This window comes from Phenylobacterium sp. (genome assembly GCF_030693805.1).
Taxonomy (GTDB): Bacteria; Pseudomonadota; Alphaproteobacteria; order Caulobacterales; family Caulobacteraceae; genus Phenylobacterium.
On sequence record NZ_JAUXZW010000080.1, the window covers coordinates 1 to 15269 of the forward strand.

Genomic DNA, 15269 nt, shown 5'->3' on the forward strand with positions numbered 1-15269 from the left:
GTCGCGTCCACCGCGATGCGATTGCGCGGACGGGCAAGGTCCACGTGCGCGATCTCGCCGACGTTGGCGGCCGGGCCGTTGGTCATCATCACGATGCGGTCCGAAAGCAGCACGGCCTCGTCCACGTCGTGGGTGATCATCAGCACGGTGTTCTTCAGCTGGGCGTGGATTTCCATGACGCTGTCCTGGAGGTTGGCGCGGGTCAGCGCGTCCAGAGCGCCGAACGGCTCGTCCAGGAGCAGCACCTTGGGCTCCATGGCCAGCGCGCGGGCCAGGCCCACCCGCTGCTTCATGCCGCCGGAAATCTCGTGCGGCTTCTTGTCCTTGGCGTGGGTCATCTGCACGAGCGCCAGGTTGTGCAGCGTCCACTCGTGTCGCTCGGCGCGCGACTTGGTGGCGCGGAACACCTTGTCGACGCCCAGGCGGACGTTCTCGTAGGCGGTCAGCCACGGCAGCAGCGAGTGGTTCTGGAACACGACCGCCCGCTCCGGCCCCGGCCGTTCGACGGCCTCGCCATCGAGGATCACTGCGCCCGTGGAGACCGGCAGCAGCCCGGCGACGACGTTGAGCATGGTCGACTTTCCGCAGCCGGAGTGGCCGATGATCGAGACGAATTCACCGCGATCGATCTGCAGGTCGACCCCACGGAGCACTTCCGAGACCTTTGAGCCGCTGCGGAAGCTGACGCAGAGGTTCTCGATGGAGAGATAGGATTTGGACATGGGTCTGATCCTCAGTTCGCGGCCGTGCCGCGCGAGACGATGTGGCCGACGAGGGCGATGAAGCGGTCGAGGGCGAAGCCCACCAGACCGACCCAGACCAGGGCCACGACGATGTCGGAGATGCGGGACGCGTTGTACTGGTCCCAGATGAAGAAGCCGACGCCGACCCCGCCCAGCAGCATCTCCGAGGCTATGATCGCCAGCCAGCTCATGCCGACCCCGATGCGCAGGCCGGTGAAGATGTAGGGCGTCGCCGCCGGGAGCAGGATGGTGAACAGGTGCTCGATCGGCGACAACCTCAGCACCCGCCCGACGTTGCGATAGTCCTGCGGGATGTTGCGCACGCCGACCGCGGTGTTGATGACGATCGGCCAGATCGCGGTGATGAAGATCACGAACAGCGCCGAGGGGTTCGCCTCATGCAGGGCGGCCAGCGAGATCGGCAGCCAGGCCAGCGGCGGAATGGTCCGCAGCACCTGGAAGATCGGGTCCAGGCTGCGATGCGCGAGCTTGCTGGACCCCACCAGCATGCCCAGCGCAATGCCCACGACCGCGGCCAGGCCGAAACCCACGGCGACGCGCCGCAGGCTGGTCAGGGTGTGCCAGAAAAGTCCCTTGTCCGTGCCGCCGTGATCGAAGAACGGATTGAGGATCAGGTCGTGCGATTCCATCCAGATGCGGCTGGGCGACGGCAGGCCGCCGGCGGCGTCACCAGCGGCCAGCTGCCAGATCAACAGCACTGCGATGAGGGTGACTAGCGGCGGGATCAGGTTGGCGGCCACGTCGCGCAGCGTCTGCGCGACCCGCTCAGCGGAGATGCTCTTGCGCGGCAAAGGCAGGACCGCCGCCGACACGGAAGGCTTGACCGGCGTGGACGCGAACTCAGGATGCAGTTTCAGGGCTGGCAGGCTCATGAGGCGGCTCCTTTCACGCGCATTCAGACGAGTTTCTTGATGGGTTGGCTGGCGAGGTAGGCGGCCGGGTTCGCCGGGTCGAAGACCTTGCCGTCGAAGAATTTCTCCGGCCCGCGGTTGTCTCCGGCGGGCGCGGCCACGCCCAGCGACTTGGCCGCCGCACGCCAGATGTCCGAACGGTTGACCTTGTTGACCAGGCCCATCTTGTTGGTCGAGGCCGGCAGCACGCCCCAGCGGACATCCTCCGTGAGGAACCAGAGATCGTGCGATTTCCAAGGGAACGAGGCGTTGTCGGCCCAGAACTTCATCACGTGGCCGGAGCCCTTGAGCGCACGCCCGTCACCGTAGTCCACCGTGCCCTGCAGGCGGGGCAGTATGTCGCCGATCGGCACGTTGATGTACTGACGGCCCGAAACGATGGAGCACATCGCCTGTTTGTTGGCCGGCTTGTCGCACCACATCTGGGCCTCCATCACCGCGGCGGTGATGGCTTCGGCGGCCCGGGGAAATTTCGCCACCCAGTCGGCGCGCATGCCGAGCGCCTTCTCCGGGTGGTTCATCCAGATTTCGGAGGTCAGGCAGGCGGTGTAACCGATCTTCTGGTTGACCAACTGACCGTTCCACGGTTCGCCGACGCAGAAGGCGTCCTGGGTGCCAGCCTTCATGTTGGCGACCATCTGCGGCGGCGGGATCACGATCGTCGAGACATCCGTCTCGGGGTTGATGCCGCCGGCCGCCAGCCAGTAGCGGATCCACAGGTCATGGGTCCCGCCGCGGAAGGTCATGGCCACCTTGGCTGTGTTTCCGGCTGCCTTCAGTTGGGCGAACTTGGCCTTGGCGCCGGCGCTGTTCAGGCCAACCTTCACCGCCTTCAGGTCGTTGCCGACCGAGATCGCCTGGCCGTTGAGGTTCAGCCTGGCCAGGATGTTCATCGGCACCGGCTTGCCGCCGCTGATCGTGCCCGCCGTCAGCAGGTAGGGCATCGGCGACAGGATATGCGCCCCGTCTATGCCGCCGCCGCCTGAGCCCAACACCAGGTTGTCGCGGGTCGCCGCCCAGGAGGCCTGCTTCAGCACCTCCACGTCGGGCATGCCGTGCTTGGCGAACAGACCGCGCTCCTTGGCGATGATCAGGGGTGAGGCGTCGGTCAGCGCGATGAAGCCGAGCTTCGCCTTGCTGACCTCGGGGCCCGCCCCCGCGGCGAACGCGCCGGAGGGAAAGGCCGCCTTGGCCGCGGCGAGCGTCGCAGCGGTCGCGGTGATCGCGCCGCGCCGGGTGAGGCCCGAGGTTGCGGCCCGCTTGGTGATGTCGTTGTTCATGGTCATGTGATCCGTGAGCTGTGGACTTGGCGCGGAATGGTCAGAGTTTGTATTCGAGGGTCAGCCACACCTTGGTGCGGGAGGGCGGCGGCGCGGCGGCGCCAAGGGGCACGCGCGCTTCGCGCTCGAAGTCTGCGTATTTTAGCGCCGCACTGAGTTTGGGCGTGATCGCCGCTTGAAGCTGGGCGTTCCACTCGCGGCCGAGGTCGGCGCCCGTCCGCTGACCGTCGAAGTCGTGGTATCGGACGATCAGCTCGGCGTTGAACAGATAGGCCATGCGGAACCGCGGCCTGGCGGTGAAGGCGAGGTTCAGGTCCTCGATCCCGTCGACGAAGCCCTTGTTCCCACCCAGCGGCTGGACGAAGGCGTCCGCCCAGCCCTGGAACGCGTGGGTGGTGGCCAGCGGCGTGGTGAAGCCCCGCGTCCCGTTCCCCTCGAGAGACTCCCAGGAGGCCTTCACCGTATAGATGTCGAAGGTCCCGGCGACGTCGACGCCCAGGTAGTCGAGGTCGTAGGCCGCCGTATTGCTACGGTAGTCGCTCTGGCGCGCGTAGGTGGCGTTGTAGGCCAGCTGGTAGAGCCCGACCCAGGTCTTGCCCGACGCCTTCACCCCCTTGGTGATGGACGAGTTGGCGGGCGAATTGCCGAACTCCAGCGCGTAGACGAAGCCCTGCAGGCGCAGGCTCTCGGCCGGCGACCAGGTGGCGTTGAACAGGTGGCTGTCGCTGTCCCAGTCGCGGTCCTCGCCGAGGATCCGGTTGACGTGGCCGACGTAGGCATAGGTGGCCTTGAACCGGCCCCAGGCGACGTCGGCGCGCACGGCGTCGAAGGTCTGCTCGTCCTGGCGCCAGCCCACATTGCCCACGAATCGCTGGTCATCGATGAGGATCCGCTGGCGGCCAGCCGTCATCTGCAGCATGGCGTTCGGCGTCCAGGTGAGCTGCAGGCGGTTGAGCTCGGTGACGTCAGGATCGTTGATTAACGGGTACTTGGCCTTGTCCGCCCCGTTCAGCGGCGCGGTGGTCGCGCCTGGCACGTTGACGGCGAAGTGCTCGCCGCCGGCTTGGCGCACGTCCTCGAACTCGATCAGGCCGCGCAGGCCGTTCCAGTCGGCGGTTTCCCAGCCCAGGCGGGTGCGCACCGTGAAGGCGTCGGCGTCCTCGCTGAGTGCAGGGGTGTTCTTCTGATCGACGTTCTCATAGCGGCCACGCACCTCGAGCAGCAGCTTGCCGCCGGCGATCGCGTCGCTGATTGTGCTGGCCGCGGTTGGCGCAGGAGCTTCAGCCGGTGTGGCCTCTGCCGGCGGCACGGGTTCAGCCGCCGCCTCCGAGCCCAGCCCATCCTCCGCCGGCGGCGGCTCTGCTGCTTGCGCCTGCGGCGCGGCCGCGCCCGCCCAGGCCATCGCCGCCAACAGCGCGCCGTAGCGCGCAATCCCTCTCGTCTTCATTCCGGCCTATCCCCCAAGCCAAAAAAAAAGACGCCCGGCGAAGCCTTGCGGCCTCACGCGGACGTCGGTGTCCATCTGGTCCCGGAGCGGCTACGCCCCGGCGGCCCCTCTCGGGACCTGTCGCGGGACGCCTTTGCCCCGCGCTGTCGAGTTCAGGTGTCCATGGCCCTTCTCATCTCGCAATCGCGAAGTGCGTGTCCGGCGGGCAAAACACCTTGTCGGGAGTGTTTGCTCAGCGTCTGGGCGCCCGTTTGCGCTGCAACGCACACAGATTGAGCGCCACGGCGAAGCTGTGACGCCTATGCCTCGCGAAAGCGGCCGATGTCGAAGCTGGCGGCGTAGCGCTTCGGCTGGGCTGCGTCGAAGCGGCGTGCGTCGAAGAACAGGTCCGGCGCCATCGCGATCGGTGAGGTGGCCTCGTCGAGCGTCCAGGGTCCCGTGTGCAGCCCTTCGACCTTCTCGTCGACGATAGGCGCGGGTTCGCCCAGCGACGCCGCGGCCGCGCGATAGAGGTCCGGCCGATAGGCCGCCTCAGCCGCGGCGGCGATGTCGACGTCAGGGCCGATCTGGCCCCAGCGCAGCATCTGCGTGAGGAACCACACTGCGTGGCTGCGCCAGGGGAAGCTCGCGGCATAGCGGTGGTAGATGATGTAGTCGCGGCTGTCGGAGCCCAACTCCTCGCGCGAATACGGCGGCGAGCCGACCAGTGAGCGAGCCACGGTCTCAATCGGCGCATCCACGTAGCGCTGGTGGGCCAGGATCGACGCCAGCTCGGCGCGGTTGCCGGGCTCGTCGGCCCAGGCGGCGGCCTGGATCAGCGCGCGCAGCATCGACCGCAACGCCTGTGGCTCGCGGTCCGCCCACCCCTCGGTGACGCTGAACACCTTGTCCGGGCCGACGCTCCAGAACTCGGCGGCGTAGATCATGATCTCGCCGTGCCCATCGGCGACGGCCTGGGCGTTCCACGGCGCGCCGACACAGAAGCCGTCGATATCGCCCGACGCGATGCGCGCGGTCATCCGCGCCGGCGGCACCACGGTGATGCGCACGTCGCGGTCGGGGTCGATGCCCGCTTCCGCCATCCAGTAGCGGAGCTGGTAGTTATGCACCGAGAACGGAAACACGACGGCGAAGGTCAGCATCGCCGCGCCCGCCTCGCGCCGCTGGGCGATAACGCTGGCCAGAGCCCGCGCCGTCCTTGGCCGCGCGTCCATGGCCTGCGGATCGGCGTTGCGCATCGCCTCGGCGAGCGCCGTCGAGACGGTGATCGCGCTGCCGTTCAAGTTCAGCGACATCGGCGCGATCATCGCCGAAGGCTCGCCGCTGAGACCCAACCGGGCGGCGATCGGAAGCGGCCCCAGCATGTGCGCGCCGTCCAACGCCGCCGTCGCCACCTTGTCGCGGATGTTGGCCCAGGAGGCTTCGCGGCTCAGTTCGACGTTCAGGCCCTCGAGTCCGAAGAAGCCCTTCTCCTGGGCGACCGCCAGCGGCGCGCAGTCCGACAGCGCGATGAAGCCCAGCCGCAACGGCCTTGAAGGCAGGGTCATTTGGCTCCGCCTTTCAGCACGCCGGCGAAGGTCAGCAGGTCATTGGCCACGGCCCCCAAAGGCCGACCGGCGTCCATGGCCAGCTTGCGCAGCACGCCGTAGGCCTGCGCCTCGTCCAGGCCGCGCTCCTTCATCAGCAATCCCTTGGCCCGCTCGATCGCCTTGCGTGAAGCGAGATCGGCGCGGGCCTTGTCCAGGTCGTTACGCAGCCGTTGCATCAGCTCGAAGCGGCTCATCGCCACCTCAAGCACCGAGCGCACCCTGGCCGGGGAGAGCCCGTCGACCACGTAGGCGGCGACGCCGGCCTCGATGGCGGCCTCCGCCAGGCCCGGCGACGAGCGGTCGACGAACATCACCACCGGGCGCGCGTTTTCGCCCTTGGCGTCGCGCAGGCTTTCGAGCGTGTCGCGGTCGGGGCTTTCACAGGCGATGACGATCACGTCCGGCGCCATCCGAGGCAGATCGGCTTCGATCGCCTCGAACGTCGCTGCGCGGTGGACCTCCAGCGGATGGACGTCGGCGAGCCCTTCCGCCACCAGGGCGGCGCGAGCCTCGTCCGGGTCGATGATCAAAACCTTCATGGTCGCCTTCGCCGCCCCCGTGGCGACATTGCTGGGCATCGGCGCGAGGTCAACGGTGAGCCGACGGTATCGCTAGCGATCAGAGCGGGCGCCTAAGGATCAGGCGTCGCCATCTTGCGGCATTCCGCTGTTGCGAATTATTCTCATCCATGCCTTCAGTGTTGTTGCGAAGGACTCGCAATACCTCGCAACCGGAGGCTCCGTTGATCCACGACACGCGCGCCACGGGGAGGCGGTCGGCGCCGACCGCCGGCGAGAAACTGCTGCTGTTCGCGATCCGCGGCTGGGCGGCCATGCGCCAGGCTGGCGAGCGCCCACACGACCAGCTTGCAGCCGCGATCGCGCAACGCGCCTCCAGCCGCACAGCCGCCCTTTTCATCGCCTGGATCCAGGCTGTCGAATCCGCCAGCCGCCGTCCGATCCGCATCCAGTGCGCGTGCTGCGGCGGGATGTCGAACGACGAGCAGCGGCTGGTGCTCGCCACCGGCGTCGCCCCGATCGCCATGGACATGGGAGAACGTCTGCTGGAGCCCATCACGCTGGATGCACGCGAAGTGATGGTGCTGGGCCGCGCCCTGGGCGCGAGCCTCGCGGCCGCGGGTCTGCCGTTGCCCGCGCGCCTGACGGACGAGGTCGATGACGACAAGGGCACCGTTCACGCGGACCATACCTGGAACGGCCCCGCGCCGGTGCGCGCCACCTTGCACTGAACGCGAGACGCTGCGCCAGCCCGCGAAAACCGCCGTGCGTTAAGACCTCGGTCACCGACGCAGGCTCACCTCGCCCGAATGTCCCGATCCTCGTCCCAGCCGCGATTTGACCACGGCGCCGCCCTGCGCGTCCCTTCTGCAGCCGACCCGCGCGGCTGGCGTGCTCTATGGGCGTGGCTGGGCGACGCGGCGCGCGCGCCTGACGAGGCCGGCGCCGTCCAGGTCCGCACGGCCGATGGTTTCAAAGTCGCACGCCCCGGCGACTGGATCGTGCTGTCAGTCAGCGGAGCCTTCCACGTGGCCCGCGTCACCCCGATGCTTGACGCCTGAGAGACGGGCTCCACTTCTGCGGTAGCCAAAGTCCGTCAATTGGCTACAATGGCCTTACCATTGGCGGCGCGCACAGATGCACCCGGTGGCGTCCAGATTCCCCAGGGAGACTTCGAGATGGCTGACAATACACCTGCGCCCAAGCGCACGCTGACCGACGAAGGCATCATCGACATTCCAGGTCTGGCGAGCCGCTGGGTCCGCCTGGCCGACGGCCGCAAGGCCCACTACGTGACCGCGGGCGACAAGGGCCCGGCGGTGATCCTGCTGCACGGCGGGATCGAAGGCTCGTCCGGCACCGCCGGCTGGCGCTTCATGGCGCCTTATCTGGCCGCCAACGGCTTCCGCGTCTATTGCCCCGACCGTCCCGGCTACGGCCTGTCGGACACCAGCAAGGTCGAGTATCTCGACGCCAGCATGAAGGCCAACAACGACTTCCTGCTGATGTTCGCCGACGCCCTGTGCATCGACAAGTTCCACATGAGCGGCAACTCGATGGGTTGTAACGTCTCGACCAACTTCGTGGTCAGCCATCCGGAACGGGTGCTGAGCGTGATGTTCATCGCCGGCGCGCTGGGCGACATCACCGAAGCGCCGCGGGTCATGGGCCCCCAAGGCAAGTTCACCCCGAACCCCAGCTACGTCATGAAACCCTGGGACGGCACCGCCGAGGGCATGCAGGAGCTGATGGACGGCATCATCTACGAGCGTAAGGCCGTCTGGCCGGAACTGGTCGAGATGCGCGTGAGAGCAGGTTTGAATCAGCGCAAGCCGCGCGACGCGGCCAAGCTGCCTTACGCCCTGGATCAGGTGCGTTCGCAAAAAGACCCGAACCAGATCCAGATCTTCTCGACCAAGGGCCGGATCGACAAGCTGACCATCCCGATGATCTACCTGTTCGGCCTGCAGGACGTGCTGGCCCCGGTGGAGAACGGCTTCAACCAGGAAGACTCCGTTCCCAACATCCAGTTCTTCTATCCGGACGAGTGCGGCCACCAGGGCCAGTCCGACCAGCCGGAGATCTTCAACGACGTGGCCCTGGAATTCTTCAAGACCGGCAAGGTCACCTGGGCGACGGCGGTAAAGGCGGGCGTGTCGCTGCGCAAGCCGATCAACCCGCGTTACGTCGAAGAGCCCAAGGGCGGCTTCCCCAAGCCGGCTCGCGAGATCTACGCCGATCCCCAAAGCCTGCGGAACGGCCTCAAGGCCCTCGACAAGGTTCCTGCCTAAACAGCAGCTTCCCGCTCCCGGCCCAGGCCGGGAGCGCACCTGCATTGCGAAAAGGGCCTGGCGAAAGCCGGGCCCTTCTTCTTTGGGCGTCAGGCGGGGGCTTCCTCGCCTTCGATTTCGACGCCCGCGGCGACCAGCACGCGCGAGACCATGTTGTAGGCCGCCACCACCAGGATCAGCTCCACCGTCAGCCGGGAATCGGGGAACGCCGCACGAACCTCGGCCATCACCTCAGGCTTCACAGCGACATGGCGGGTGGAGTCGCGGGAGAAGCGCAGCACGGCGAGCTCCGCCGCGTCGAACAGGCCGGGCGTCGCGATCGCCGCATCCACGTCGGCCAGCGCGTCCACCTGAGCCGTGCTCGCGCCGGCGCTCAGCAGCAGCGGCGCGTGATGGTGGAATTCATACGGCGCGTCGTTCAGCTGGGCGACGGCGCACATGGCCAGCTCGCGGTAGCGGGCGGGCAGCGCCAGGTCGTTGCGGATCGGCCCCATGTAAGCGGTCCAGCCCGCGGCGGCCGGCGGGCTGTGGAGCAGGATGCGATCGAGATTGAACAACGCGCCGCCGCGCCGCGCGCGAGTGCGTTCGGCCGCAGCCTCGGCTTCGGCGTCGCCGCCGTTCCAGTAGGGCACGCTGGGCATGGGTGGTCTCCTTAAGGCGCCTCAGCCCGCCGTCTGTTCGGCGATCCGCTGCTTTTCCATCGCACGCAGTTCGCGGCGCAGAATCTTGCCCGTGTTGGTCATCGGCATCGATTTCACGAAGGCGATCTCGCGCGGATATTCATGCCGGGCCAGCCGCTCGCGGACCGAATTGCGGATCTCGTCGGCCAGCTCCAGCGACGGATCGTGGCCGTCGGCAAGCACGATGAAGGCTTTGATGATCTCGGTGCGCTGCGCGTCAGGCACGCCGATCGCCGCGGCCATCACCACAGCGGGGTGACGCAGCAGAGCGTCCTCGATCTCCCCGGGGCCGATGCGATAGCCGGCGCTGGTGATCACATCGTCGCCGCGTCCGCCGAACCAGTAATAGCCCTCGTCGTCCATGCGCCCGAGGTCGCCGGTCAGCATCCAGTCGCCGGCGAACTCCTCCGCCGTGGCCTTCGGGTTATTCCAGTACTCCAGCAGCATCACCGGATGCGGCGCCTTGAAGGCCAGATTGCCGGTGGTCCCGGGCGGCAGCAGATTGCCGGCGTCGTCGACAATACCGGCGATCATCCCCGGCACCGGCTTGCACAGCGAACCGATGCGCGGCTCCAGCACCTGCCAGCTATTGCCCAGGCACATGTTGCACTCGGTCTGGCCGAAGCCCTCGTTGACCTGCACCTTGAGCGCGGCCGAAGCCCACTCCAGCAGGTCCTTGCCAACCGACTCCGAACCCGAGACGACGCTGCGCAGGTTAACGTCAAACCGGTCGAGGTCGGGGACCTGGCGGACCAGCTTCAGCATGGTGGGGGTCAGCAGCGTGGTGCGCACCTTGTGCTTGCTCATCATCTGCAGCGCTTCTTCGGGGTTGAAGCTGCGCGCACGGTACGTCAGCACCGGCACGCCCGCCGCCCAGGTCGGCATCAGCACGCTGAACAGGCCGGCCAGCCAGGCCCAGTCGGCCGGCGTCCACATCAGGTCGCCGGGTTGGGGCAGGAAGTCGAACATGAACTCGACACCCGGTCGGTGTCCCAGCAGGGTGCGATGGCCATGCACCGTGCCCTTGGGCAGGCCCGTGGTGCCCGAGGTGTAGCTGATGAAGGCCGGGGTATCGACCGGCAGCGCCAGGGTCTCGAAGCGGTCGGACGCGCGCTCCAGGCTCTCCCAGAATCCGATCGCGCCGGGCGCCTGGCCGTCGATCAGCAACACCGTGCGCAGGTCCGGGCACCTGTCGCGGATCTCGAGGATCTTGGGGAAGTTGGCGACGTCGGTGACCACGGCGCGCGCGCCGGAATCGTTGAACCGGTACTCGAGCGCGTCGGCCCCGAACAGGCACGAGGTGGGCACGGTCATCATCCCGGCCTTCCAAGCGGCCACATGGGTGATGGCGGTGGCCGGATCCTGGCCCAGCAACACCATGATCCGGTCGCCGCGCTGCAGCCCCTCGGCCGTCAGCACGTTGGCGAGCTGGTTCGCGTGGCGCTGGATGTCCTTGAAGGTGAAGACCTGCACCTGGCCGTCGGTGCGCTCGTGGATCAGGGCCGGCGCGTCGGGCTTCGCCTCAGCGTGCCGGTCGCAGACATCGTGCGCCATGTTGTAGAGCGTCGGCAGACGCCATTGGAACGCGCCGTAGAGCTGTTCGTATTTGCCGGCTTGAGCGGTTGCCACTGCGTTTCGACCCTTGTTCCCACGAGCGCCTTGCCATCAACGAAGAGCGGCGGCGCTTTTGACGGCGACACTATACACCGGCGCCTCACGCACAAGGCTGCCGCAGCGTCAGTAGCCTGGCTAGACCTTGAGGCGAAAGGCCCCGTCCTCGCGCACCAGCCGTCCAGCCGTGGGACCGGCGAAATGCGTGCCGATGATCAGCGTCGGAGTGTCGGCGAACTCCTCCATGAACGCATGTCGCGTGCGGGTCGATTCATCGGGGTCGGTGTCGAACTGAGAGGCCCAGTGCGGATGGGCGATCTGGCAGGGGTGGTGCATCATGTCGCCGGTGATCACCGCTCGCTCGCCGCGGGACTCCAGCACCACGCTGACGTGGCCAGGCGAGTGGCCGGGCGTCGGCGTCAGGCGCACTTCGGGCGCGATCTGCGCGTCGCTCTCCACCAACTCGGCGAGGCCCGCGTCCATGATCGGCTTCACCGAGTCCAGGAAGGTCGCCTCGGTGTTCATCATCACCTGGGCGAAACGCGAGTAGTCGCGGGTCGGCCCGTTCTCGGTTTCGTTGCGCCAGTGGTCGTACTCGACGCGACCCATGTAGTAGCGCGCGTTCGGAAAGGTCGGGACCCAGCGGCCGTCCCGCCACATGGTGTTCCAGCCGACGTGGTCGACGTGCAGGTGGGTGCAGATCACGCCGTCGACGCTGTCGGCGGGCCAGCCGGCGGCTTCCATATCGGCCAGGAAGCCGGTGCTCAGCATGTTCCAGTTGGGCACTGTGCGCACCTTGTCGTTGCCGACGCAGGTGTCGACCACCAGGCGCATGCTCGGCGTTTCGACCAGCAGCGCATGGACGCTCAACCGCAGGTGACCCTCTTCGGTGGCGAAATGCGGCGCCAGCCACGGGATCGCCTGGATCGTCTCGGGATAGCTCTCCGGCAACGCCGACTTCGCGCCGCCGCCCGCCATCGCCGATTCGAATTCGACGATCTTGGTGACGGTGATGTCGCCAATACGCCAGACCAGGTTCGTCATGCGTCCGTCCTTGATGCCGCTTCGTAAAGCTTTATGCCTCCAGCGTGATGCGAATGAAATTCATCTGTAGGCAAGCCGCTGATAAGTTCGCCCGGCTGCGCGACTCAACCTCTGCGGCGCCGGTCGAAATCGTATTACGCAGACGCCCGCCCGCGCGCCGGCTATGAGGGAGAAGACAGTGTTCCGCCTGATCCGACCAAGGCTGCTGCTCGCCGCCATCGCCCTGTTCACGGCGGCTGAAGCCCAGGCTGCGGAGTATGACCTGGTGCTGGCGCCGGCGACCGTGACCACGGCTGGCCGGCCTGGCCCGGCGATCACCGTCAACGGCCAGATCCCCGGCCCGACCCTGCATTTCCGAGAGGGCGAGACCGCGACCGTGCGGGTGACCAACAACCTCAAAGACACCTCGTCGGTGCACTGGCACGGCATTCTGCTCGACAGCAAGGAAGACGGCGTCCCGGGCTTCAACGGCTTTGTCGGCATCAAGCCGGGCCAGACCTACACCTACAGCTTCCCGCTGCGGCAGGCGGGCACCTACTGGTACCACGCCCACTCTGCGACCCAGGAACAGGCCGGCCACTACGGTGCGATCGTCGTCGACCCGCCGAACGGTCCGGTGGTGAAGACCGATCGCGACTACGTGCTGGTGTTCTCGGAATCCACCGCCGAGGACCCCGAACGGATCCTGGGCAACCTCAAGGTCGACCCCAGCTACTACAACACCGGCCGCCGCACGGTCGGCGACTTCTTCCGTGACGCGGGTAAGTTCGGCTTCCAGGCCGCCTGGCGCGATCGCGCCAACTGGGGCCGCATGCGGATGAACCCCACCGACATATCCGACGTCAGCGGCTACGTGCTGCTGGCCAACGGCAAGCCCGCCGAGGCCAATGAGACGTTCCTGTTCACACCTGGCCAGAGCGTGAAGCTGCGCCTGGTCAATTCCTCGGCGATGACCTTCCTGGACGTCCGCATCCCGGGCTTGAAGATGACCGTTGTGGCCGCCGACGGCCGCGACGTGGTCCCTGTCACCGTCGACGAACTGCGGATCTCGGTCGCCGAGACCTACGACGTGGTGGTGGAGCCCAAGGCCGACCAGGCGTTCACGATCTTCGCGGAATCCATTGACCGACGCGGCTACGCCCGCGCGACGCTGGCCACGCGCGCCGGCGACAGCGGCCCGATCCCGGCCATGCGTCCGCGCGCCATCCTGACCATGGCCGAGATGGGCACGATGGGCGGCATGGCGGGCATGGACATGAGCGGCGGCCACGACCACGGCGCACCCGCCGCGGCTCCCATCCCCGGCGCGGCCCCCGCTCCGGAGCACCACAACCACGGCGCCCCGTCGGCGCAGGACAAGGCCGCCGACTCCTCGGCCGCCGCGCAGTCTGGCGGCGACATGGCCGGCATGGACATGAGCGGCGGCGGCCACGCCCACCATCAGGCGGCCTCGCCGAGCGCCGGCGAGATGAACATGACGCCCGAGGAGCACGCCGCGATGATGGGCGACGCCGCGCTGCCGAAGATCGACTACGGCATGGGCAAGCCCACCGCCGGCCACGGCATGAGCGAGCTGTCGCCCGAAGGCACGCTGGACGGCTCGGGCCGGGTGTTCGGCTGGGCGAACGGCGCGCCGGCCGGATCGCGGGTGTTGAGCTACAACGACCTGCGCGCCCTGACGCCGAACGCCGATTCCCGTCCGCCGGATCGCGAGATCGTCGTGCGCCTCGGCGGCGACATGGAACGCTTCGTATGGACCTTGAACGGCAAGACATTCGGCGAGGACCAGCCGATCCGCCTGCGTTATGGCGAGCGGGTGCGGATGACCTTCATCAACGAGACGATGATGGCCCACCCGATGCACCTGCACGGCATGTTCATGCAGCTTGAGAATGGTCAGCCCGCGGACCTGCTGCCGGACAAGCACGTGGTGACCGTGGCGCCGGGCCGCACCGCCTCGGTGCTGATCACCGCCAACGAGCTCGGCGAGTGGGCCTTCCACTGCCACCTGCTCTACCACATGGAAGCGGGGATGATGCAGCAGGTGGTGGTGGCCCGCGAGGACGGCTCCATGGGCCCATCCGCCGCTCCACCGGCCGCGCACGACCATCATGACCACGCCGGACACGGAGGCGCCCAGTGAGGCGGATGATCTTGGCGGCCGCCGCGATGGCCGCCGGCGCGGCCTGTGCGTCTTCCGCCATGGCCCAGGAACACCAACACGCCGGCGGCATCTCCGCCATGGCGATGTCGGACCATCAGCGCACCTTCCACATGGCGCGCATTGAGGCCGATGTGGCCGAGCTAGACGGCGACCCGCTGTTCACCTGGGACGGCGAGGCCTGGATCGGCGGAGACCGCAACAAGCTGTGGCTGAAATCCGAGGGCGAGGTGCACGATTCCGAAGTCGAGCAGGCCGAAGTCCAGGCGTTGTACAGCCGCCAAGTGTCGACATTCTGGGACGTGCAGGTCGGCGCCCGGCATGATTTTGAACCGTACTCGACCACCTACCTGGCGCTGGGCGTGCAGGGCCTGTCGCCCTACCAGTTCGAGACCGAGGCGACCGCCTTCGTCAGCGAGGATGGCGACCCCAGCTTCCGCCTGAAGCACAGCCTCGACCTTCTGTTCACCCAGAAGGTGGTGCTGGAGCCCTCGATCGAGCTGAATCTTCAGGGGCGCGATGTGCCGGAGCGCGGCGTGAAGAGCGGGTTCACCGATCTGGAGATCGCCGCCCAGCTTCGCTACGAGGTGACGAAGAAGTTCGCGCCCTACGTCGAGGTGGCCTACGAGCGGCTGCTGGGCGACACCGGCGATGCGGCGCGCGCAGCCGGCAAGGACCGCGACAACACCCTGGTTCGGCTTGGGCTGCGCACCTGGTTCTGAGAGTCCGTTTGGAAACTCACGGGTGGGTGGTCCGGCGTAGCAGGTTTCCGCCCATGGCGACGAGGATCATGGCCTGCGAGACGTCGATCCGGGCATCTTAGTCGCGGACGAGACGGCGCCAGCGGGTCATCCAGCCGAAGGTCCGCTCGACCACCCAGCGGCGGGGCAGGACCTCAAAGCCCTTCTGCGGGTCGGAGCGGCGGATGATCTCGACCACGAACTCCAGGTAGGCGGCCTTGTCCATCAGCTTG

14 protein-coding genes and 1 pseudogene are annotated in these 15269 nt (G+C 67.5%); 5 read left to right on the top strand and 10 right to left on the bottom strand.

Features of this window, described 5'->3' with window-relative positions; genetic code table 11:
• From Q8M88_RS03530 to Q8M88_RS03555, 6 genes are all read right to left on the bottom strand, one after another.
• Positions 1–722, bottom strand: a 722-nt coding sequence (locus Q8M88_RS03530; protein ID WP_305594868.1) for an ABC transporter ATP-binding protein, incomplete at its 3' end; no start/stop codon positions are given.
• 11 nt (positions 723–733) lie between these two features.
• Positions 734–1636, bottom strand: a complete 903-nt coding sequence (gene ntrB, locus Q8M88_RS03535; protein ID WP_305594869.1) for a nitrate ABC transporter permease — start codon at positions 1634–1636, stop codon at positions 734–736.
• A gap of 23 nt (positions 1637–1659) precedes the next feature.
• A complete protein-coding gene (locus Q8M88_RS03540) occupies positions 1660–2955 on the bottom strand; it encodes a CmpA/NrtA family ABC transporter substrate-binding protein (RefSeq protein WP_305594881.1) in 1296 nt (431 codons plus the stop codon).
• Between the two features lie 40 nt (positions 2956–2995).
• Complete coding sequence (locus tag Q8M88_RS03545) at positions 2996–4402, bottom strand: alginate export family protein (protein ID WP_305594870.1); 1407 nt, start codon at positions 4400–4402, stop codon at positions 2996–2998.
• Between the two features lie 299 nt (positions 4403–4701).
• Positions 4702–5949, bottom strand: a complete 1248-nt coding sequence (locus Q8M88_RS03550; RefSeq protein WP_305594871.1) for a CmpA/NrtA family ABC transporter substrate-binding protein — start codon at positions 5947–5949, stop codon at positions 4702–4704.
• A complete protein-coding gene (locus Q8M88_RS03555) occupies positions 5946–6569 on the bottom strand; it encodes an ANTAR domain-containing response regulator (RefSeq protein ID WP_305594873.1) in 624 nt (207 codons plus the stop codon). The genes Q8M88_RS03550 and Q8M88_RS03555 overlap by 4 nt, the downstream gene beginning before the upstream one ends.
• A gap of 164 nt (positions 6570–6733) precedes the next feature.
• Between Q8M88_RS03555 and Q8M88_RS03560 the strand changes: the two genes are divergently transcribed.
• The 3 genes from Q8M88_RS03560 (at position 6734) to Q8M88_RS03570 (ending at position 8800) form a co-directional block, all read left to right on the top strand.
• A complete protein-coding gene (locus Q8M88_RS03560; protein WP_305594874.1) occupies positions 6734–7240 on the top strand; it encodes a hypothetical protein in 507 nt (168 codons plus the stop codon).
• 78 nt (positions 7241–7318) lie between these two features.
• Positions 7319–7570 (top strand): hypothetical protein, encoded by a 252-nt coding sequence (locus Q8M88_RS03565; protein WP_305594875.1) that lies wholly within the window; start codon positions 7319–7321, stop codon positions 7568–7570.
• A gap of 117 nt (positions 7571–7687) precedes the next feature.
• Positions 7688–8800: an alpha/beta fold hydrolase gene (locus Q8M88_RS03570; protein ID WP_305594876.1), complete on the top strand. Its 1113-nt coding sequence runs from the start codon at positions 7688–7690 to the stop codon at positions 8798–8800.
• An 89-nt stretch (positions 8801–8889) separates the two neighbouring features.
• Here the strand turns inward: Q8M88_RS03570 and Q8M88_RS03575 are convergent, their stop codons facing one another.
• The 3 genes from Q8M88_RS03575 to Q8M88_RS03585 form a co-directional block, all read right to left on the bottom strand.
• The gene (locus Q8M88_RS03575; RefSeq protein WP_305594877.1) at positions 8890–9441 is read right to left on the bottom strand and encodes a carboxymuconolactone decarboxylase family protein; all 552 of its coding nucleotides are present in this window, start codon (positions 9439–9441) and stop codon (positions 8890–8892) included.
• A 21-nt stretch (positions 9442–9462) separates the two neighbouring features.
• Positions 9463–11109 carry an AMP-binding protein gene (locus tag Q8M88_RS03580; protein ID WP_305594878.1) on the bottom strand — a complete coding sequence of 549 codons (1647 nt, stop codon included), beginning with the start codon at positions 11107–11109 and terminating at the stop codon, positions 9463–9465.
• 120 nt (positions 11110–11229) lie between these two features.
• Positions 11230–12135: an MBL fold metallo-hydrolase gene (locus Q8M88_RS03585; protein ID WP_305594879.1), complete on the bottom strand. Its 906-nt coding sequence runs from the start codon at positions 12133–12135 to the stop codon at positions 11230–11232.
• A 178-nt stretch (positions 12136–12313) separates the two neighbouring features.
• Here Q8M88_RS03585 and Q8M88_RS03590 point away from each other — a divergent pair, with 178 nt between their 5' ends.
• Both Q8M88_RS03590 and Q8M88_RS03595 read left to right on the top strand, forming a co-directional pair.
• Positions 12314–14278 (top strand): copper resistance system multicopper oxidase, encoded by a 1965-nt coding sequence (locus Q8M88_RS03590; RefSeq protein ID WP_305594880.1) that lies wholly within the window; start codon positions 12314–12316, stop codon positions 14276–14278.
• A gap of 5 nt (positions 14279–14283) precedes the next feature.
• Positions 14284–15018, top strand: a complete 735-nt coding sequence (locus Q8M88_RS03595) for a copper resistance protein B (protein ID WP_305594882.1) — start codon at positions 14284–14286, stop codon at positions 15016–15018.
• 16 nt (positions 15019–15034) lie between these two features.
• Here the strand turns inward: Q8M88_RS03595 and Q8M88_RS03600 are convergent.
• Positions 15035–15269 (bottom strand): annotated as a pseudogene (locus Q8M88_RS03600) (transposase); the annotation flags it as partial.

Coding starts and splice junctions, on each gene's coding strand:
- ntrB (WP_305594869.1), bottom strand. CDS start 1,636: ATGAGCCTGCCAGCCCTGAAACTGCATCCTGAGTTCGCGTCCACGCCG.
- Q8M88_RS03540 (WP_305594881.1), bottom strand. CDS start 2,955: ATGAACAACGACATCACCAAGCGGGCCGCAACCTCGGGCCTCACCCGG.
- Q8M88_RS03545 (WP_305594870.1), bottom strand. CDS start 4,402: ATGAAGACGAGAGGGATTGCGCGCTACGGCGCGCTGTTGGCGGCGATG.
- Q8M88_RS03550 (WP_305594871.1), bottom strand. CDS start 5,949: ATGACCCTGCCTTCAAGGCCGTTGCGGCTGGGCTTCATCGCGCTGTCG.
- Q8M88_RS03555 (WP_305594873.1), bottom strand. CDS start 6,569: ATGCCCAGCAATGTCGCCACGGGGGCGGCGAAGGCGACCATGAAGGTT.
- Q8M88_RS03565 (WP_305594875.1), top strand. CDS start 7,319: ATGTCCCGATCCTCGTCCCAGCCGCGATTTGACCACGGCGCCGCCCTG.
- Q8M88_RS03570 (WP_305594876.1), top strand. CDS start 7,688: ATGGCTGACAATACACCTGCGCCCAAGCGCACGCTGACCGACGAAGGC.
- Q8M88_RS03575 (WP_305594877.1), bottom strand. CDS start 9,441: ATGCCCAGCGTGCCCTACTGGAACGGCGGCGACGCCGAAGCCGAGGCT.
- Q8M88_RS03585 (WP_305594879.1), bottom strand. CDS start 12,135: ATGACGAACCTGGTCTGGCGTATTGGCGACATCACCGTCACCAAGATC.
- Q8M88_RS03595 (WP_305594882.1), top strand. CDS start 14,284: ATGATCTTGGCGGCCGCCGCGATGGCCGCCGGCGCGGCCTGTGCGTCT.